At 56.6% G+C, this 19410-nt stretch carries 22 protein-coding genes; 15 read left to right on the top strand and 7 right to left on the bottom strand.

Annotated features, from left to right (window positions below; translation table 11 throughout):
* Nucleotides 1-31: 31 nt before the first annotated feature.
* The 5 genes from GRI36_RS02660 to GRI36_RS02640 all read left to right on the top strand — a co-directional run bounded on the left by GRI36_RS02660 (nt 32) and on the right by GRI36_RS02640 (nt 5212).
* Nucleotides 32-1138 carry an App1 family protein gene (locus tag GRI36_RS02660; RefSeq protein WP_160597060.1) on the top strand — a complete coding sequence of 369 codons (1107 nt, stop codon included), beginning with the start codon at nt 32-34 and terminating at the stop codon, nt 1136-1138.
* A 27-nt stretch (nt 1139-1165) separates the two neighbouring features.
* Nucleotides 1166-2146: an alpha/beta hydrolase gene (locus GRI36_RS02655; protein ID WP_160597059.1), complete on the top strand. Its 981-nt coding sequence runs from the start codon at nt 1166-1168 to the stop codon at nt 2144-2146.
* A 9-nt stretch (nt 2147-2155) separates the two neighbouring features.
* Nucleotides 2156-3523: a M48 family metalloprotease gene (locus GRI36_RS02650; protein ID WP_160597058.1), complete on the top strand. Its 1368-nt coding sequence runs from the start codon at nt 2156-2158 to the stop codon at nt 3521-3523.
* 10 nt (nt 3524-3533) lie between these two features.
* Nucleotides 3534-4241, top strand: a complete 708-nt coding sequence (locus tag GRI36_RS02645; protein ID WP_160597057.1) for a DsbA family protein — start codon at nt 3534-3536, stop codon at nt 4239-4241.
* Between the two features lie 233 nt (nt 4242-4474).
* Complete coding sequence (locus GRI36_RS02640; protein ID WP_407985678.1) at nt 4475-5212, top strand: M48 family metalloprotease; 738 nt, start codon at nt 4475-4477, stop codon at nt 5210-5212.
* 25 nt (nt 5213-5237) lie between these two features.
* Here GRI36_RS02640 and GRI36_RS02635 read toward each other — a convergent pair whose 3' ends face one another.
* The gene (locus GRI36_RS02635; protein WP_235902139.1) at nt 5238-5855 is read right to left on the bottom strand and encodes an HD domain-containing protein; all 618 of its coding nucleotides are present in this window, start codon (nt 5853-5855) and stop codon (nt 5238-5240) included.
* A gap of 109 nt (nt 5856-5964) precedes the next feature.
* Here GRI36_RS02635 and GRI36_RS02630 point away from each other — a divergent pair, with 109 nt between their 5' ends.
* Genes GRI36_RS02630 through GRI36_RS02615 form a run of 4 tightly spaced genes read left to right on the top strand, consistent with a single transcriptional unit; the run spans nt 5965 to nt 9640 of the window.
* Nucleotides 5965-7218, top strand: a complete 1254-nt coding sequence (locus GRI36_RS02630) for a sensor histidine kinase (RefSeq protein ID WP_160597055.1) — start codon at nt 5965-5967, stop codon at nt 7216-7218.
* Nucleotides 7215-8012, top strand: a complete 798-nt coding sequence (locus GRI36_RS02625; RefSeq protein ID WP_160597054.1) for a LytR/AlgR family response regulator transcription factor — start codon at nt 7215-7217, stop codon at nt 8010-8012. The genes GRI36_RS02630 and GRI36_RS02625 overlap by 4 nt, the downstream gene beginning before the upstream one ends.
* Before the next feature lie 12 nt (nt 8013-8024).
* Complete coding sequence (gene nadC / locus GRI36_RS02620; protein ID WP_160597053.1) at nt 8025-8888, top strand: carboxylating nicotinate-nucleotide diphosphorylase; 864 nt, start codon at nt 8025-8027, stop codon at nt 8886-8888.
* 38 nt (nt 8889-8926) lie between these two features.
* Nucleotides 8927-9640, top strand: a complete 714-nt coding sequence (locus GRI36_RS02615) for a ribonuclease T2 family protein (RefSeq protein WP_160597052.1) — start codon at nt 8927-8929, stop codon at nt 9638-9640.
* A gap of 34 nt (nt 9641-9674) precedes the next feature.
* Here GRI36_RS02615 and GRI36_RS02610 read toward each other — a convergent pair whose 3' ends face one another.
* Complete coding sequence (locus GRI36_RS02610) at nt 9675-10130, bottom strand: nucleoside deaminase (protein WP_160597051.1); 456 nt, start codon at nt 10128-10130, stop codon at nt 9675-9677.
* 161 nt (nt 10131-10291) lie between these two features.
* On the opposite strand from GRI36_RS02610, the gene rpmB reads away from it, so the two are divergent.
* On the top strand, nt 10292-10591 hold the full coding sequence (rpmB, locus tag GRI36_RS02605) for a 50S ribosomal protein L28 (RefSeq protein ID WP_160597050.1): 300 nt from the start codon (nt 10292-10294) through the stop codon (nt 10589-10591).
* 119 nt (nt 10592-10710) lie between these two features.
* Here rpmB and GRI36_RS02600 read toward each other — a convergent pair whose 3' ends face one another.
* The 4 genes from GRI36_RS02600 to xseA form a co-directional block, all read right to left on the bottom strand.
* Nucleotides 10711-11670: an esterase-like activity of phytase family protein gene (locus GRI36_RS02600; protein WP_160597049.1), complete on the bottom strand. Its 960-nt coding sequence runs from the start codon at nt 11668-11670 to the stop codon at nt 10711-10713.
* Between the two features lie 32 nt (nt 11671-11702).
* Nucleotides 11703-12635 carry a M23 family metallopeptidase gene (locus tag GRI36_RS02595; protein ID WP_160597048.1) on the bottom strand — a complete coding sequence of 311 codons (933 nt, stop codon included), beginning with the start codon at nt 12633-12635 and terminating at the stop codon, nt 11703-11705.
* Between the two features lies 1 nt (nt 12636).
* The gene (locus tag GRI36_RS02590; protein ID WP_160597047.1) at nt 12637-12840 is read right to left on the bottom strand and encodes a DUF2093 domain-containing protein; all 204 of its coding nucleotides are present in this window, start codon (nt 12838-12840) and stop codon (nt 12637-12639) included.
* A gap of 66 nt (nt 12841-12906) precedes the next feature.
* Nucleotides 12907-14373 carry an exodeoxyribonuclease VII large subunit gene (gene xseA, locus GRI36_RS02585; protein ID WP_160597046.1) on the bottom strand — a complete coding sequence of 489 codons (1467 nt, stop codon included), beginning with the start codon at nt 14371-14373 and terminating at the stop codon, nt 12907-12909.
* Between xseA and purD the strand changes: the two genes are divergently transcribed.
* Both purD and GRI36_RS02575 read left to right on the top strand, forming a co-directional pair.
* A complete protein-coding gene (gene purD, locus GRI36_RS02580) occupies nt 14372-15661 on the top strand; it encodes a phosphoribosylamine--glycine ligase (RefSeq protein ID WP_160597045.1) in 1290 nt (429 codons plus the stop codon). The two genes, xseA and purD, sit on opposite strands and share 2 nt — an antisense overlap.
* A 91-nt stretch (nt 15662-15752) precedes the next feature.
* The gene (locus GRI36_RS02575; RefSeq protein ID WP_160597044.1) at nt 15753-16064 is read left to right on the top strand and encodes a PilZ domain-containing protein; all 312 of its coding nucleotides are present in this window, start codon (nt 15753-15755) and stop codon (nt 16062-16064) included.
* A 17-nt stretch (nt 16065-16081) separates the two neighbouring features.
* Here the strand turns inward: GRI36_RS02575 and GRI36_RS02570 are convergent, their stop codons facing one another.
* Nucleotides 16082-17077, bottom strand: coding sequence for an adenosine kinase (locus GRI36_RS02570; RefSeq protein ID WP_160597043.1), 996 nt, complete (start codon nt 17075-17077; stop codon nt 16082-16084).
* Nucleotides 17078-17208: 131 nt separating this feature from the next.
* On the opposite strand from GRI36_RS02570, the gene GRI36_RS02565 reads away from it, so the two are divergent.
* The 3 genes from GRI36_RS02565 (at nt 17209) to GRI36_RS02555 (ending at nt 19369) form a co-directional block, all read left to right on the top strand.
* Complete coding sequence (locus tag GRI36_RS02565) at nt 17209-17898, top strand: EI24 domain-containing protein (RefSeq protein WP_160597042.1); 690 nt, start codon at nt 17209-17211, stop codon at nt 17896-17898.
* Between the two features lie 187 nt (nt 17899-18085).
* Nucleotides 18086-18343 carry a hypothetical protein gene (locus GRI36_RS14065; protein ID WP_407985656.1) on the top strand — a complete coding sequence of 86 codons (258 nt, stop codon included), beginning with the start codon at nt 18086-18088 and terminating at the stop codon, nt 18341-18343.
* An 81-nt stretch (nt 18344-18424) separates the two neighbouring features.
* Nucleotides 18425-19369, top strand: a complete 945-nt coding sequence (locus GRI36_RS02555; protein WP_160597040.1) for a hypothetical protein — start codon at nt 18425-18427, stop codon at nt 19367-19369.
* Nucleotides 19370-19410 lie beyond the last annotated feature (41 nt).

Below are 19410 nucleotides of genomic sequence, written 5' to 3'. Positions count from 1 at the left end.
CGGCTTCCCCGCCAACCGCTAGCGCGGGGCAATGCCCCCATACCCGTTTTCCAACCATCCGGTCCGCGTCGAGCCCTATTTCGGGTATCGCAGCCAAACCACGCTCCATGTCTCGGGCCGCGCTTTGCGCTCGGCGAAGGCCAAGTTTGCCGCCGGTGGCCGCAGACAAGCAATGCGTACCATGATCTCCCAATTCGTCTCGCACGAGGTGCCAGGCTTGCCTGTTACTCTGCAATTGACCTGCCCAAAGGGGGCGGCACATAGCCATTTAGCAACTACCGACGCCGAAGGATTCGTTCGGTTCGAGATAGAGTTGGACGACTGGCGATTCCCGCCAGCTCCCACATGGGAAGCTGTTTCGCTTCATTGGAATGACGGCGCTTCATCACAATCGGTCAACGGGCATGTGCTCGCACCCGGCGAAGGCACCCAATTGGGCGTGATTTCAGATATTGACGATACGATTATTGAAACCGGCATTACCGGCAATGTCCGGGCAATCTTGCGAAATTGGAAGCGCGTGCTCGCGCAAATGCCTGAGGAGAGGGCTCAAGTTCCTGACGCGGATATTTTCTACAATGCGCTTGGCGGCAATGCTCCTCCAATGCCCGGCTTAAGGCGATCATCCGATGAGCACCCGGCGCCAACAGATCGGCCCTTCTTCTACGTTTCATCTAGCCCGTGGAACCTCTATTCCTACCTCGTGGCCTATAAGAAAGTACGCGGTCTGCCGCTTGGCCCGATAGCTTTACGCGACTGGGGCCTGAACCGCGAAACATTTGGTTCAGGAAGCCATGGCGCGCATAAACGCCGCGCAATCGAGAAAATTCTTGCCACCTACCCAGCGATGCAATTCGCCCTTATTGGTGATGATACGCAGGGTGACCTTACTGCCTTTAATGGCATCGTGACCGATTATCCTGATCGCATAGCAGCAATCTTTATCCGCACCGCAGGCGAGCAATTTTCACCCGAAGAGGCATTAGCCAAGGCAAATATCGAGGCCTCGGAAGTGCCCCTTTGGCTCGGCCCCGATTTTTCGACTGGCGAAGAGTTCCTCAATGCTACCGGGCTAGACAAGGACAGCGATGCAACGCACATCGTCGAAACAATCGAGTCAAAACTGAAGGCAGATTAGATGATAGGACGAAGAGGATTGCGGCGAATGGGATGGCTTTTGTTAATCGTCATTGTGTTGTTGGGCGCGGCGGCGCTGGCACTCAATTATTCCATCGGACGCAACGGGCCCAAAGTCCTTGATACAGTCGACCGTATCACTGGCGGTTCGCGCGACGTTTCGCTGGTGCATACGGAAAGTCTGGGCGATCATGCCAAGCAGAAACTGACCGTCTACAGCGCTGCTGCCATTGGTTCGGATACTGCGGCGGCCAAGCCGGTCTTCCTTTTCATCCATGGTGGAGGCTGGCGCAGCGGCGACATTGACGATTACGGCTTCCTTGCACGCGGATTGGCGCCAGAAGGCTATGTTGTCGTGCTGGCCGGATATCGGCTTGGCCCGGACGGTGTCTTCCCCGCAATGCTGGAAGACAGCGCGAAGGCAGTCGCATGGACGACAGCCAATATTGCCAAATTTGGCGGCGATCCTGAGGCAATTTTCATATCTGGACATTCGGCTGGCGCGTATAATGTCGCTATGCTGGGCCTCGACCGGCAATGGCTGGGCCGCGAAGGGCTGGGCACCGAGGCAATTGCGGGAATTATCGGCCTGTCGGGCCCTTATGATTTCCACCCTTTCACTGCAGATTCGACCAAGCTGGCATTTGGCGGGGCGAATGATCCTTTGACGACGCAACCAATTAATTTCGCTCGCGCGGACGCCCCGTCGATGCTGCTGGTCCAAGGCGAGAAAGACACGGTGGTCAAGCCGCGCAACACCACGGCATTAGCCCGTGCTATCACCCAAAACGGCGGTAAAGTGGAAACCGCGATGTTCGCTGATATGGACCACAACGCTCCAATTTTGGCGCTGGCGAGCCCGTGGCGCAGAGATCGCGGCTTCACCGACACACTCACAGATTTCACATCAAGAGTGCTGGCTGAAAGATCGCAATTAGCTGCACAGGAAGGTCAAGCGGGCGCTGAACGCGGTGAAGCTTCAGTCTCGGTTCAGGCCGGAAGTCGCTAGCAACTTCAGATGCGCAGAATCCAAAACCTCTTGGCCAGATCTCTGGCAATCCTTGCGATGGTCACAATGGCCGCACAGCCGGTGGCAGCTCAGTCAATCTTGCGCGATGCGGAAACCGAAGCGCTGCTGCGCGATATGGCGGCGCCGCTCATTACTGCTGCCGGTCTGGAACCGCAAAATGTCGATGTCGTGTTAATCAATGACAGGTCAATCAACGCCTTCGTCGCTGGCGGTCAAGCGGTGTACATTCATTCAGGCCTGATCGAGGCAGCCGATGAGGCCGACGAGGTTCAGGGTGTAATCGCGCATGAGCTCGGCCATATAACTGGCGGCCACATCAACCGGCGCAGTGAAGGCATTGGCGCGGCAACCAACATTTCCATCTTGTCGATGATATTGGGCGCAGCTGCCGCGCTTGCCGGTTCTGGTGAGGCCGGAATGGGCATTATGGCGGCAGGGCAGCAAGCGGCGGCTGGCCGGTTTCTCGCCTTCACCAGAGTGCAGGAATCGAGCGCTGATGCAGCTGGCGCAGAATATCTGTCTAAGGCCGGAATATCTGGCCGAGGGTCATTGGAATTCTTCCGCAAACTGCAGAACCTCGAATTTCGCTATGCTCGTAGTCAGGCGGACGAAGCTGAATTCAGCCGAACTCACCCGCTCTCGGGCGACCGGATTGCGCGCCTGCGAGAGAACTACATCGTTGATCCTGCTTGGGACGCCCCCGTAAATCCTGCGCTTCAGTCCCGCTTTGAAAGGGTAAAAGCCAAGCTTTACGGTTATCAGGCTGAACCGGGCAAAACGCTTCAGAATTATCCTGAAACAAGGCAAGATATACCTGCGCGATATGCCCGCGCCTACGCCTATCATAAGAGTGCTTTAATCGAAGATGCACTCCGCGAGACCGAGGCATTGATAACAATCAATCCCGACGACCCCTATTTCCTTGAGTTGAAGGGGCAGGTTCTGCTCGAATCCGGGCGGCCAGCAGAGGCGCTGGAGGCTTTGCGAAAAGCATCACGGCTTACTCTCAATGAGCCTTTAATCGCATCATTGTTCGGACACGCATTAATTGCAACCGAAGACCAACAGAATTTTGCCGAGGCTGAGAGAGTCTTGCGCGCCGCAGTTGCGAAAGACCGGTTCAATCCGTTTGCTTGGTACCAGCTCGGCGTCGTTTATGCAGCCAAAGGTGACATGCCACGTGCGCGCCTGGCCAGCGCTGAACAGCAAGTTATGAGCCGCCAATATGAACTGGCAATCCGCAGTGCCGGGTTTGCCGAATCGGGATTACCGCCAGGGTCTCCAGACTGGATCCGCGCCCAAGATATTGGCCTGCAAGCGCGCGCCGAGCTTGAACGGCTGAAAGAGCGCCGCTAGCGCCTAGATTATGGAAAAGACCAGCATACGTTCGCTAATTGTGACGGCTCTCGTCGCTTTGTTCTTTGGATTCGGCGGCGCCGCAATCTGGACAGCATCAGGCCTTGGCAACGGGCAAACGCGCGAATATTTGCTCGAAAATCCCGATATCCTCCCACAGATGGCCGAGAATTTTCAAAAACAGCAGGCCAGTGAGCGGCTTTCTGGCGTAGCCGAAGATGTAAACGCCCCCTTCCCCGGCGCCATACTTGGCAATCCGAACGGTTCCATCACGCTGGTCGAGTTCACAGATTACGGATGTTCTTTCTGCCGGATGAGCGAACCACAAATTCGCGAGCTGATCGCGGCAAACCCCGATTTGAAAGTGGTGATCCGCGAATGGCCCATATTTGAGGGCAGCGATCAGGCCGCGAGAATGGCTTTGGCGGCCGCCAAACAAGGCAAGTTCTCGGAATTTCACACGGCGATGTTTGCAACCGGCGGCCCATCTGCAGAGAACATTCTATCCGCAGCAACCACCGCAGGAATCGACATGGCGAAAGCGCAGGAGGTGATCTATTCACCCGAAGCGGAGGGAGAATTGGCCAAGAATACATCTTTGGCTCAGCAACTCGGTTTCGGCGGAACACCGAGCTGGGTGGTGGGCGACCAGGCCTTTGAAGGGGCGATTGGCCAAGAAGGCCTGCAAAAGGCTATAGATACCGCCCGGGGATCGTGAAGATGCGCCGCTTGGCGATGGCGCTATTGCTCGCAGTTTCGGGCGTAGCTTGGGTGCCATCTGCAAGCGCATCTGATAACAATGCGACCAAAGCAGCAGATGCGCCCGCGGATGAATTTGCTGTCCAATTCGGCAAGTTACGCGCTCAGGATGATTACCTCCAGAAAATCGGGTGGCGATTGCGCACCGGCAATGCCGCATTTTGTTCAAGGCCCCCCGCCGATATCGGCCTGATGCTGCAAGATGCAGCAGCCTACCCCGACATTTCCGCCGTTCGCCGCGTTAACGCGGTAAATGGTGATTTCTTCGTGCATTCTGTGGTGCCGGGTAGCCCGGCAGAACTCGCGGGCCTCAAGCCAGCAATGGAAGTTGTCTCCGTAGGCAGCACAGAATTGGCCTCGCTTGATGTCGATGCCAAGGAGAAGTGGCGCAGGCTGGAGACAGTCAACGCAATGATCCGCAGCGAGCTGGCTGAAACAGGTACGGTCTATGTGACGGTGAGCCATCTGCAGAAACCCGTCGAAATTCGCGGTATTGCAGCTTGCCCCGGGCGGTTCGAGCTGATCACCGGTCTTGGCACTGCCTCGGCCAATCGCGAGCGGGTGGCAATTGGTTCCGATTTCGTCGGTCTATCCTATCCCGAAGAGGAATTCGCCGCTGTTTTGGCGCATGAGCTGGCGCATATTCTGTTGCAGCACCCCGACTGGCTTGATGCCAATGGGCGAGGAAGGCAGAATGTCCGCAACACCGAACGTGAGGCCGACCAATTGATGCCGTGGCTGCTGGCAAATGCAGGGTATGACCCCGCCGCAGCCGTGCGTTTCATGAAACGTTGGGGCCCCAAGCATAGCGGCGGCCTGTTCCGCAAGCGCACCCATGACGGCTGGGACGAGCGAGCCGAAACTATAGAACAGCAATTGCCGCTGATTAAGGCAGCTACTAATGATCAAGGCCAAGCTGATTGGAGGTAACGGTTCCCAGCCCGAATATGACTGATTAGTCCTCGTTCACATACATTGATGAAAGCGGCTTAGCCATTACGCGGCGCACCATCGGTTCGAAGAATTCGAGCGGTTCGCTTTCATAGGCGGGATCAAATGCCGCCTGATCGTATTTCGCACAGAATTCTGCGCAGGCATCGAAATGGGGGCTGTCACGGAAATTATCGCGAACATTTCGGTCCATTCCCAGATGGTGGAAAAAATAATATCCCTGAAACGCGCCGTGATGCTGGCAAATCCAGTGTTCTTCTTCGGTTACGAACGGCTTGATAATCGCTGCCGCAACATCAGGATGGTTATAGGTGCCCAACGTGTCGCCAATGTCATGTAGCAAAGCCATCACTACGTAACGCTCCCCGCGTCCGTCGCGATGTGCGCGAGTCGCGGTTTGCAGAGAATGCTCGAGCCGGCAAACAGGAAAGCCGCCAAAATCGCCTTCAAGCAGCTTCAAATGAGTCAGGACACGGTCGGGCAAATCAGAGGCAAATGCCATATAATGCTTGCTGATGATCGCCCAATCTTCGGCGGTGCCTTCCTCCATCGCGTGGAATTTGGCCTGTTCCTGCGAATGTTCCATCCGCTGAGCCTCCATATCGCCTGTTTTAACATCCATGCTCAATTCTCCCGATTCTCACCCATCTATCGCATGTACGATACCGCATGTCGCCAGCCGAGTAAAACAAGTGTGACGCGGCGATAAATTTTCGGCTAAGGTGAGAATTATGGCCGTATTGCCTTTTGAACCGAGACCCTTTTTCGCGAACAAGAATCGCGCTTTCTGGAACATGCAATTCGCCGGATGGGGCGGGGCATTTTTGCTACGGTCGGCTGCCGCCATCGCCAACCAATTACCATCCTTCGCGCTGCTGCAATTGCTGATCAGCGCAATCACGGGCTTTTCAATAACTCTGGTGCTTTCCGTCATTTACCGTGAGTTGATCAATCGTCGGCCAGTTATCACATGGAGCGTAACAGCGATTGTTCTGGTCTTTTCGGTGGGGCTATACACTTTTATCGATGCGTGGGTGCTCGAATTGACCCGCCCGAGCAGCGAGGCGTCTTTCACCCAATTGCTGATCGGACTGTTTTATCTGCCTATGACGCTGCTGGGCGCGTGGTCTGCCCTGTATTACGCGATCAATTTCTTCCTTCAGGTGGAAGAACAAGCTGACAAGCTCGAACGGCTCGAAGCGCAGGCGACAAGCGCGCAATTGGCGATGCTGCGCTATCAACTCAATCCGCATTTTCTTTTCAACACGCTAAATTCGATCAGCACGCTGGTACTTTTGAAACAGACAGAGCCCGCCAATGCGATGCTGACACGGCTGTCCTCGTTCCTACGGCACACTTTGTTGACCAAACAAAGCGGGACTGTGACTTTGTCGCAGGAAGTGGAAACGCTGAAGCTCTATCTCGGGATAGAATTGATGCGCTTTGAGGAGCGGTTGCGAACCGAATTCGATGTCGACCCCGAAGCAGCGAAGGGCCGCTTACCTGCGATGCTGCTGCAACCTCTAGTCGAAAATGCAATCAAATATGCCGTGTCCCCGCAAGAGGAGGGCGCCAAAATCACGCTCTCAGCGCGAGTCGTCGGACACAGGCTGCGGATCAGCGTTTCTGACACAGGTCCGGGCTTGCAGCCAGACGGCGCGACCCGCAGACTACCTGATGCATTAACAGGAGACAGGCAAACCGTTTCCACCGGAGTAGGTTTGGCAAATATTCGCGACCGGCTGGCGCAGGCTTATGGCGATGATCATTTGTTCGAAATCCGCTCCCCGCCAACAGGTGGGTTTACTGTCATCGTAGAATTGCCGTTTGAGAAGACAGACCAAGAAAACGGCGAAGATGCAGTACCCATTCTTCCCGGCTTCGCCTCTAGCCTTGCGGCCCCTTCGACGGCATCCCCCTCGCCTTCGCCGGGACAAGCCGCTGCAACCGCCGCGATGCCGCGGCAGATCGGAACACAATCATGACCATTCGTGCAATCATTGTTGATGACGAAAAACTGGCTATTCAAGGCCTGCAATTGCGGCTTCAGGCCTTTGAAGACGTTGAGATAATCGACACTTGCGCCAATGGCCGCGAAGCTATTCGCAAGATTAAAACGCTCAAACCCGATGTGGTGTTCCTAGATATCCAGATGCCCGGCTTTGACGGGTTTAGCGTGGTCAAAGGCGTGATGGAGATAGACCCTCCACTGATTGTCTTCGTTACAGCGTTTCAGGAGCACGCGATCCGCGCTTTTGAGGCAAACGCTGTCAACTATCTGATGAAACCTGTCGATGAAGACAAATTGGCAGATACGATTGAGCGCATCCGCGTCCGGCTCGCTGAGCAGAAATCATCTGAAGAAGCGGAGAAGCTGCTCAATGTCCTTGCTGAAGTCGCTCCCGATGCAGCCGAGGAATTCACAGACGGCGACGGGGAAAGCACCGAGCGCTTTGAAAAGCTTATTAACGTGAAGGATCGCGGCCAGATATTCCGGGTCGAAGTAGACACAATCGAGCGGATTGAAGCCGCTGGCGACTATATGTGCATCTACACCGCCGAAAATTCGCTAATCTTGCGTGAAACCATGAAAGATCTGGAGCGGCGGCTGGATCCGCGCGTGTTCCAACGTGTCCACCGCAGTTGGATCGTCAATCTCGATCAGGTGCGTCAGGTAAAACCGCATACCAATGGCGAATGCTTCCTGGTGCTCGATTCGGGTGCTGAGGTGAAAGTCAGCCGGTCGTATCGCGATGTCGTCGCGCGCTTTGTCCACTAAGGAGACCGGATTTTGACACAGTGGTCGCTTGCGGGGTTCGACCTCGATGAATTTGTGCGGGACACTTTGGCGGAAGATTTGGGCGAAGGCCTGCCCGGTGGCGGCCGAGACGTAACCTCCGAAAGCGTAATCCCTGCCGCTGCGCGATTTGCTGGTGTGATGGACAGCCGCGATCCGATTATCGTCGCAGGCCTACCAATTGCCGAGGCATTCTTCCGCGCGCTTGAGCCAGAAATGGACATTGAGATATTGGTGGAGGAAGGGGCAGCTGTCGCTCCAGGCACCGATTTGATGCGGCTCAGCGGCAATGCCCGCGCCATGCTGACTGCCGAACGCAGCGCGCTTAACACAGTCCAGCATCTGTCGGGCATCGCCACTATGGTGCGCGAATACGTGACCGCAATGGACAACACCGATTGCACTCTGCTCGACACACGCAAGACCATCCCCGGCCTGCGGCATCTCGAAAAATACGCCACAAGGATGGGCGGCGCGAGCAATCATCGAATGGGATTGTGGGACGCCGCGATGATTAAAGACAATCATGTATTGGTCGCCGGAAATGTCGGCGAAGCTGTGCGCCGGGCGAAGGATGCCGGCGTGGCGGATATCATTTGCGAAGTTGACCGGATTGACCAGATCGAACCAGCATTATCGGCCGGCGCTACGCGGCTGTTGCTCGATAATATGGAGCCTGATGTGCTGCGCGAGGCGGTGGCACTCGTCGCCGGACGCGTCCCGACCGAGGCATCGGGCGGGATCAACCTTAGCACCATCAAAGCCAAAGCCGCGACGGGCGTGGACTTTGTTTCGGTTGGGAGGCTGACCCAAAGTGCACCAGCCGCCGATATTGGGTTGGATTTCACGCCCCTATGAACATGTCCCTATGAACATGTCCCTTTGAGCATGCCCCAATGAAGATAGCAGCGACTATGTTTGCCGTAGCATTAGCGGCAGCTCTGAGTGTTCCTTCACCCGCAACTGCGCAAGCCTATCAGTGCCGGATGCCGCAGAACATTTCAGCTCCTAGGATCAGCCCGCAGGCCAAGCCAAGACGCCTACCCGTAACTGGCTATACGCTAGCCGCCAGCTGGTCGCCTGAATTTTGCAAGGGACGCGAGATGGAATCGCGACACCGGACGCAATGTTCGGGCCGCAATGGGCGGTTTGGCTTTGTTGCGCACGGGCTGTGGCCCGAAGGGCGGGGTGCTTGGCCGCAATGGTGCGCAACCCGGCGCACGGTCCCAGCAGCAGAACTGCGGCGCAATATGTGTATGATGCCCTCTGCGCGGCTGGTGGCCAGCCAATGGGCAAAGCATGGCAGCTGCATGGTTCAAAGGCCCGAGACCTATTTCAAAGTCACGCGGATTTTGTGGAACAGTATTCAGTTTCCTGAAGCCGACCGGCTCTCGCGCAACGATGCGCTGACCGCAGGCAATTTGCGTGATGCCTTTGTGGCCGGAAACCCCGAATGGCCAAGAGAAGCGGTTGGGATAGACATCAACCGGCGTGGATGGCTGCAGGAACTACGGCTTTGCTACGGCAAGGATTTCAGACCAGTCAAATGTGACGCCCGCCGGATTGGGCCGCGGGACAATGTCAAAATCAAAATCTGGCGCGGCCTATGAAGATGCACCCACTTGAGTTGCGATCCAAAATCAACTAGCGTCTCTTCCTGAAGAAATTCCGCAGAATTTCAGCAGCTTGTGCTTCGCCAATGCCAGAATACACGTCGGGGCGGTGTAAACATTGATCTTGCTCGAATACGCGAGCGCCATGTTCCACCGCTCCGCCTTTGGGGTCCGAGGCGGCGTAGTAAAGCTTGGCAATCCGCGCGTGTGAAATGGCCCCGGCACACATCGCGCATGGTTCCAGCGTGACCCACAATTCGCAGTTCTCCAGACGCTGCTGTCCCAATGATTTTGCAGCCGCACGAATCGCTGCGATCTCTGCATGAGCCGTCGGGTCATGATCCTTTCGCGGTGAATTGTGGCTGGCAGCGATAATCTGACCGTCATGCGTTATCACCGCGCCTATCGGAACCTCGCCTAGTTCTGCCGCCCTTGCTGCAAGCGCGATTGCTTCTTGCATGGGTTCGGGTAGGGGCCACCGGGTCATTCCCATGCGCTAGCGGCGGTAAGCAAAGGCTGCAAGCCGCGCCCTTCTTGCTTGACGATTCGGCAGTGCCAAGCTAAGCGCCCGCCTTTCCGGGATAACCCCAAAGATTTAACTGGCTTTCGGCATTTTGCTGGCGGCCCCAAATTCGAACGAGAGACATCATGTCGCGCATTTGCGAACTGACCGGCAAAGGCCGCTTAACTGGCAACAATGTTAGCCATGCCAACAACAAGACCAAGCGTGTCTTCCTGCCCAATCTTCAGCACGTTACCTTGTTGAGCGAAAAGCTGGATCGCGGTTTCAAATTCCGCGTGTCGACTCACGGCCTGCGCTCGGTTGAGCACAATGGCGGTCTCGACAATTGGCTGCTGAAAACCAAGGACGAAAAACTGTCCAAGGGCGCGCTAAAAGTTAAGCGTGAGCTGAAGAAAATGGCGAAGACAGCCGAAAAAGCTGCCTAATTGCCACCTCTCCCGTTGCGGGAAGAGCTATCAACCAGATTGTGAAAGGCGTGCGGGTATCTCGCGCGCCTTTTTGCGTTATGCTACTTCCCTCTGGGCCAGCCCTTGAACCTCTAACTCTATGCCGGGTCCCATCGCAGATTGAGCAATAGCGTTCTTTGAAATGTCGCGTTGTTGTCGTCCGATATCAGCCAGATATCGAGCATTCCCTCAGGCCCCGGCTCGACGATCATGCCTTCATAATTATCCTGCAGATCGCTCGTATTTATCTCTCCTAGAATGCGTCCGGCCCAAGCCGCATTGTTCGCGATCTCCGCAGGATCGACCAAAACCAATTTCACCGCGAACGTAGGGGGCAATCCCAGGCTGAAATCGCGAACGAGAACCAACACCCGCCCGTCGGGGATTTGCACCATATCAACCGGCGCAAAACCGCCAGCCGATTCGAAGACAAACTGCAGAGGCATTGCGCCCGACACGGGATCTGCGGGAAATAGCAATGCTGGGTAGGCATCGCCAAGCCACCTGCGCGGCCCTTCGGACAAGACTATAAACCGCCCGTCAGCCAATCTCACCATCGCCTCGGGCCCGGCATTACTGCGCCAACCCGACATGGCGGCGGGGCGCACCGCCTTCGCACCGGTCAAGTCAGCATTTAGCCGCTCGATTGAATTCGTGCCTTCATAGCCAGCCCAAATTTGCCCGCTGGACGGATCGCGGGTCAGCGATTCAATATCGATCAGGTTTTTGCGCCTGGCACCGCGTCCGGCAAAACGCCTGATTTGAACATCGCCAGCAGCCCCGGGCTTGGGAAATTGAAGAACGCCGCCGCTATCGCTCGCGGCAAACAGCCGGTCATCACGATGACCCAGCAGCGCCGAATAGCCGCCAAAACCGGTATTTTGACTGTCCAATTGCCAAGCGCCTCGAAACTGCAACTCCCCGAAAGCGGTCTGTTCGGCATCCAGCTTGGTAACACTGAGGTCTTGGCTGTGGCTCCAACGTGGTACGGGACTGCGAACCCATGTTCCGGGCGTCAAACAGGCGGCCACAAAAGCCAACAGCAGTAATTTTCGCATCAGCTAAATATCCGCAGGCAAAGCTGGCTGGATCAGGGCATCGGTCCGGTGAACAACAGCGGATCGAGCCGAGCGCCGTGCCACTTGATGCTCCAGTGCAAATGCGGCCCGGTAGCGCTGCCCGTCGAACCGATATTGCCGATATGCTCGCCCTGGCGAACAACATCGCCTTCACTGACTACCAGCTTGGAATTGTGCAAGAAGGCGCTGTTCAACCCGTTGCCATGGTCAATAATCAACAGATACCCCTCTAGTGAGAATGGCCGCTCGGTCGCCAGCACCACCACCCCGTCAGCGGGCGCGACATAGGGGGTGCCGCTGGACCCCGTGGCTATGTCGATGCCTGAGTGATAGCTGCCGGGAACGCCAGCATAGATCCGCTGCGAGCCAAATCGGCCCGAAATTCTGCCGGTGACCGGCCAGATAAAGTTCTGGCGCCAACCGTTGCTGTCGGCGTCCACTTTGCGAGCGGCGTTGATCTGCGCAAGTTCCGGGCGGCGGCGGACCATAAAGGCCTCGCTTGCCTTGCCTTGCGGACGGGCGAGATTGACCCGTTCGATATTCCATTGACGCGGGGATATAGACAGGGGTTTCTGCACAATGCTTCCGTTGCGCATTTGTGCAGTCAGCCTAGCTGTTTCCCCCGCGTCACGGTCAAATGCAGCGAAAAAATATCCGGCTTCGTCGAGTGTTAATTGCTGACCGCCCAAGCTGGCAGAAACCGACCCTGCGGGTGCTTGCCCGCGCAACCAACCGCCTTGAATCAACTGGCCGTTATAGACGAAGTCCGCCGGACCAGTAGGTTCTGGTGGCAGAGGAGGAAGAGCGGGGGCGACTACCTCCCGTGCTGCCACTACAGGCACCACAGCAGCCTCGGTTTCGCTGGCCTGCGGGTCAAGTGATGCACCGCTACATGATAATAAGCTCAGCGACAGGAACCCGATTGAAGTGGGTTTCACGATCATCCTATTGCTCGTCCGCGAGACGGCGCGTGGCGATCTCTGCGCTGGCGTAGGCCTCCTGTAAATCGACGCTCCAATAGCGTAGTTCCTCCAGTGAAATTTGCTCGCTGGTTACTGCGCACAAAACATAGGGCCCGGGCCTCAAAACGCGAAAACCATTAGGGCCGAACGCGAGTTTCGCTGCATTTTCGCCTGAAGACATTAACATGCCAAATCCTTCATTTGCCCGAGATCGGGCCACAACTTTGTTCAAACGCACCTTAACAAAACTGGTTCAACCAAACAAATCATCTTGCTGGGTTTGCTCTGCGCTGGGACGGGTTTTTGCACGCTTTGGCTTAGCGGGAGCTGAAGCGACGGTGCCTGGTGCCACATTCAGCACGCCATCAATAAATTCGATACCCAGCGCAGTCTCTTTTGCAGCTGCTAGCTTGGTTCGCACCAAACGCCCGCTCGCATCCTTAACCAGCACAAATCCGCGTTTCAGCGGTGCCTTGGGATTGAGCGATTGATACAGTCGCTCAAAGGCAGAAAAGCGCTCCGAAACGAGCCTCACCCGATCTTGCACGAGTGCCGGAGTGAAGCGGCTAGCGCCCAGCCTGTCGCGCGCGCGATCTACCCGTGCGAGCAACAAGGGCGCTGACAGTCGCGCCGGATCGGCTTGCAATTTTTCGCGCGCTTTGGCGGCGCTATCTTTCAATCCGCGCCCTAGCCTGTCCGAGAGATCATCGAGTTTCTGGATTTGCGGCTGGAGAAGCGTTTCCGCCCTTGGCATTCGCTGAAGCCGGGCCTCGAGCCGTTCCCGGCCAAGCCCGACCGGGCGAGTAATTGCGCGCCTCTTGCGGTGGACAAGATCTTCAATTGCGGCAACCAGTTCTACGCGGACGGGAACTGCCATTTCTGCGGCAGCAGTCGGGGTCGGTGCTCGGCGATCGGCTGCGTAATCGGCCAATGTCGTATCGGTTTCGTGCCCGACTGCGGAAATGACCGGAATCGGGCAGTCTGCAATTGCGCGAACCACAGCTTCTTCGTTAAAGCCCCACAAGTCCTCGATCGAGCCGCCGCCGCGCGCGACAATCAAGATATCAGGCTTCGAAATTCCCTCGGGCAATTGCGCAAAACCGCGAATTGCCGCAGCGACCTGATCCGATGATCCCTTGCCCTGAACCAGCACCGGCCAAACCAGAACTTCGCAAGGGAAGCGGTCCGCCAGCCGGTGGAGAATGTCCCGGATGACCGCGCCGGTTGGCGAGGTAACGACTGCAATCGTCCGCGGCAAAAACGGCAATTGCTGCTTTCTTTCGGGCGCGAAAAGTCCCTCCGCCTCCAATCTGGCCTTAGTCTTTTCCAGCAAGGCGAGCAGCGCGCCCTCGCCAGCAATCTCCATGCTTTCCATCACGATCTGGTATTTTGATCGTCCAGGATAGGTCGTCAGCTTGCCTGTCGCGACGATTTCAATCCCATCTTCGGGCATAAAGCCAAGCCGCCCGGCATTGCCGCGCCACATCACCCCATCGATGACCGCCTTTTCGTCTTTCAGGCTACAATAGAGATGGCCCGACGCCGCGCGTTTCACGCCTGAAAGCTCACCGCGCAGGCGGACAAAGCCGAAGCGATCCTCGACTGTTCGCTTCAACATTGCCGAAATCTCGGTGATCGACAGCGGTGCAGCGTTGTCGCCCTCGTCGCTCCGCGCTACCAAGCCGGCCGAGCTATCATTGTCGAAGGAAGATGCGGGCATGAATATCCTGTTGTTGGGATCGGGCGGTCGCGAACATGCGCTGGCATGGAAGCTGGCGCAATCACATTTGCTGTCTGGCCCACAGGATAGGTTTTATGCCGCGCCGGGCAACCCCGGAATTGCTGAACATGCACAATGCGTGGCTCTAGATGCGACCGACCACGCTGCAATTATCTCGTTCTGTGAAGAGAAGCAGATAGGATTGGTTGTAATCGGTCCCGAAGCCCCGCTTGTCGATGGCTTGGGCGACAGCCTGCGCGGCGTGGGAGTTTCTGTGTTCGGGCCATCGAAAGCTGCGGCTCAGTTGGAAGGCAGTAAGGGCTTCACCAAAGATTTGTGCGAACGTGCAGGCATTCCGACCGCAGGATATGTCCGCACAACCAGTCTCGACCAGGCTGTGGCAGCTTTAGATAAGTTCAAACCGCCTTATGTCCTGAAAGCCGACGGCCTGGCTGCGGGTAAAGGCGTGGTTATTCCCGAGACCTATGACGAGGCCGTGGCCGCGTTGGAAGACATGTACGGCGGAAAGTTTGGCGCAGCCGGTGCCGAGGTGGTCATCGAGGAATTCATGCAAGGCGAGGAAGCAAGCTTCTTTGCCCTGACTGACGGCGCGACAATCCTGTCCTTTGGTTGCGCGCAGGATCATAAACGCGTTGGCGAAGGCGATACCGGCCCAAATACTGGCGGGATGGGTGCATACAGCCCAGCTCCGGTTCTGGACTCGATGATGCGCGGCGAAGTACTCGAAAAAATCATCGCGCCGACCGTCAAAACGCTTGCGGATGAAGGGATGCCCTATTCTGGAGTGTTGTTTGCAGGGCTGATGTTGACCGACGAAGGCCCCAAGCTAATCGAATATAATTGCCGCTTTGGTGATCCGGAATGCCAAGTCCTGATGACCCGCCTACAGAGCGATTTGGGCGATTTGATGCTCGCATGCGCAGACAGCAAGCTGGCGGCCTGCCAACCTGTACGCTTTGCCGATGAAACCGCTCTGACCGTGGTGATGGCCGCAAATGGTTATCCAGATGCACCGGAAAAAGGTGGTGCGATTTATCTGGGTGATGGCGAAGCCGAGGGCGCCAAGATTTTCCATGCGGGCACACGGCAGACACCAAACGGGCTCGTTGCGAGTGGGGGAAGGGTGCTCAATGTAACGGCAAAGGGGCGAAATGTTCGCGAAGCTCAGGAACAAGCCTACCGCGCCGTCGACAATATCAACTTTCCTTCAGGATTCTGCCGCCGCGATATAGGGTGGCGAGAAATCCTCAGAGAAATCGAGCAATAATCATTTGTGTGTTGAGGTGTAGTTGGTGATATGCTTGAAATTTAACGGTTCTTCATTTTACATCTTGTGCGCTGGTGTATAGGCTGCCGCCATGCAGGACCGCTCATCACCCCGCCATTCGGTCACAATAATCGGTAATTATCGCTCCGGTTCAGGCCTTAAACGTCAGGTAACGATGACCGATTTGTCCGAAACAGGCTGCCGTTTTTACGATCGCCGATCTGTCTTGCAAATCGGATCGACACTGACGTTAAGGATCCAGACGCTCGGACCCTTTGACGCGATCGTAAAGTGGATGTCGGAAGATAGGGTGGGCGTTCAATTCGCCAACCCGATTTATGGGCCGGTCTTCGAACATATTAAGAATACGCTCGACAATTCGGACTGGCGGCCCCCGGCTTAGCATCTCGGACCGAAAACTCAGCCTAGGCGCTTTGCGACCAATTCCTTCAAATCAGCTTCGGGCCGTGCGCCATAGTGCGAAATGATCTCTGCGGCGCAGATCGCTCCGCGAGTGAGACAATCAGACAGGCTCTCGCCTTTCACGTGACCCGACAAATATCCCGAGGCGAACAGGTCCCCGGCGCCTGTAGTGTCGATGACTTTGTCAATCGGCTCTGCGGCCACTTCGGCGCGTTCTCCGCCCGATAGTGCCACCGCGCCTTCCGCGCTCCGTGTAACTACCAGCGTCGGGACATTGTCTTTGATCGCGTCGATTCCGGCTTCGAGGTCAGATTCCCCGGTTAGCGTGGCCAACTCGAGATGATTGACGAACAGAATGTCGATCAAACCTTCTTCAATCAGGCTGCGAAAATCATCGCCGTGGCGGTCGATCACAAAGCTTTCAGAAGCGGTAAAGGCCACTTTGCGCCCAGCGCTACGGGCCACTTCGATCGCTCTGCGCATTGCGCTGCGCGGCTCTTCGGGGTCCCACAAATAGCCTTCGAGATATAGCACCGCCGCGTCACGAATAGCGTCCTCGCTCAGCGCGGCTGGCGGAAGGAACTGGCTTGCTCCAAGGAACGTGTTCATTGTCCGCTCGCCATCGGGAGTGACGAAGATCAGGCAGCGCGCGGTCGGCGGCTCACCTTCGCGAGCAGGAGTATCGAAATCAATTCCGGCGGCGCGGATATCGTGACTGAAAACATCGCCCAACTGATCCTTGGCGACTTGACCGATAAACGCACATTGCGCCCCAAGCGAAGCAAGGCCAGCCAGAGTATTTGCAGCCGAACCGCCTGAAATTTCTTTTGCCGGACCCATTGCCGCATACAAATCACGCGCACCGTCAGCATCAATCAAGGACATCCCACCTTTGGCAAGCTGTAGCTCATCAATCAGCGCTTCATCGCAAGGCGCCATGACATCGACGATGGCATTTCCGATGGCAATTACGTCGTAGCGGGGCTGGGTCATTCTCAATCCTTGGAACTAGAAGTTGTTGGCGGCGCGCCTAGCCGTTTGGGTTGGCCAAGCCAAGGGTTTCCGGAGCCACCGCCAAGGTTTGAATTGACGGCAGCGGTCCGGCACCGGCAAGGCCGCTAGCCATGAAAAACATTCCAACTGCCTTGACCCTTGCTTTGGCCCAATTAACCGATCCGCGCATCATACGCGTGCTTTCGAAAACTATTTTGGTCACTCTGGCGATTTTCGCCGGGGCTGGGTTTGCCCTATGGCTTGCGCTGGATCGTTATCTGGTCGGCTGGATCGGTGAAAGCAGCGAAGAACTCGGCGCGATAGTGGCCATTGTGGTGGTGTTGCTTGGAGGCTGGTTGCTATTCCGGATTGTCGCGCTCGCCGTCCTTCAGTTCTTTGCTGATAAGGTAATCATGGCGGTCGAGGCCCGGCATTATCCCGATCTGGTTCAACATGCCCGCAGTATACCTTGGCGCGAGGAATTGGCGAACAGCGCAAGGGGTGTTGTCCGGACTCTTCTTGCCAATGGCGCCGCTTTGATTGTCGCGATCCCGCTATTTTTTACTGCAATCGGCCCTGCAATTGTCTTCTGGGCGGTGAATGGCTGGCTGCTGGGGCGCGAATTGCAAGATATGGTGTGGCTCCGCCATCGCGCGTCGGCACAAGACACGCAGCCCTTATCGCTGGCAACCCGGTTTCTGTTCGGCGGAATTATCGCCGCATTGCTCGCAGTCCCCTTCCTCAATTTGCTCGCACCGATTATCGGGGCTGCCGGGGCAACCCATCTCGTCCATCGCCGACACGGAAATCGCAATGTCTAACAGAATTCAGCGTCTTTTTGCGTTTAGTATGGTGCCTCTACTCGGCGCCTGCGCCACGACACTGCCTCCGCCGTCGCCGGGAACAACACCCCAAGCATCAGTCGGCCTTCCAAGCAGGCCCGCAACGCCGCCACCTACCCAGCCCGAGCCGCCCCTGACTTCGCACGACCTCAGGATGCCCAGAATAATGTCCATGCCTGGCCTGGAGGGCGTGATCGGGGCCGATAGCGCAAGCTTGCGACGCCAGTTCGGCACAGCACGGCTGAATGTGCGCGAAGGCGATGCGCGGAAGTTGCAATTCACGAGCGAGGCCTGCGTTCTCGACGTTTATCTGTATCCGCTCAGCCGGGGCGCAGAGCCGACCGTAACCTATGTCGATGCACGGCGAGCCAGCGATGGGTTGGATGTCGACCGTGCGTCCTGTGTGGCTGCGCTGAGGCGCTGATTTGCGTAAGAGGCGGGCGATAACCCGAATTTAAGGCTCTTGTGCGATAGCGGGAGGAACTTGAATAGGGGTTTCGACCAAATGAGCTTTCAATTTTCAGAGCTTGCCAAAGCTGTCAGTGCAGATCGTGTGGTTACACCAGAGGAATTGCTCGCTTTGCGCCAGCTTGGCTGGGGCGATGGACAAATCCACCGCGGAGAAGCCGAGGCGATCTTTGCGATCAATGCAGCGATGGATGCGCCAGATGCGGCATGGACTGACTTCTTCGTCGAGGCGATGGGTGAATTCATCCTCAACGGCACCGAGCCGCGTGGCTATGTAGACGATGCAGAGGCTGATTGGTTGATAGCCGCGCTCGATCAGGACGGACGGCTGGAATCGATGGCTGAGCTCGAGCTACTCGCCCAAGTGATGGAACGCGCGGGCAACGTTCCTGACCGGCTCAAGCACTTTGCCCTCAAGCGCATTGAGACCGCTGTTCTGACCGGCACCGGTCCGACGCGTTGCGGCGGCGAATTGTCCGATACCCGTATCACCAGTGCAGAATGCAAATTGATCAGGCGATTCATTTTTGCCAGTGGGGGCCACGGTCCTGCTGCAGTCAGCCGGTTCGATGCCGAAATGCTGTTCCGCCTGAAGGACACAACATTGGGCCATGATAATGCCGCAGAATGGCAACAGCTGTTTGTGGATGGTGTTGCCAATTACCTGAAAGGCTTCTCGCTGCAAAAGGCGCAATTGAGCCACTCACGCCGCAAGGAACTCGAAGATTTCATTGCCGACGACAGCGTCAATGTCGGTCGCTTCTTTGGCCGAATGGCAAAAGAAGCGCCGCAAGTTCACAATCATTTCGGCAAAGTGTTCGGCAGGAAGACCGCTTCACCAGACGTCACCGCACGTGAAGCAGAAGGCCATGTCGTCACCGAGAACGAACAGAAATGGCTTAACGGGATGATCGAGGCCGATGGTGAAGTCGATGCATTAGAGAAGGCCCTGCTAGACCGGATCGCCAGCGAGCTAGGCTAATATTTGCAGGCAATAATTTGGGTTTGGGGAACGAGAATGCG

Origin of the sequence: Pontixanthobacter gangjinensis, assembly GCF_009827545.1 — a bacterium.
Taxonomy (GTDB): Bacteria; Pseudomonadota; Alphaproteobacteria; order Sphingomonadales; family Sphingomonadaceae; genus Pontixanthobacter; species Pontixanthobacter gangjinensis.
This window is presented reverse-complemented; position numbering and strand designations above follow the sequence as displayed.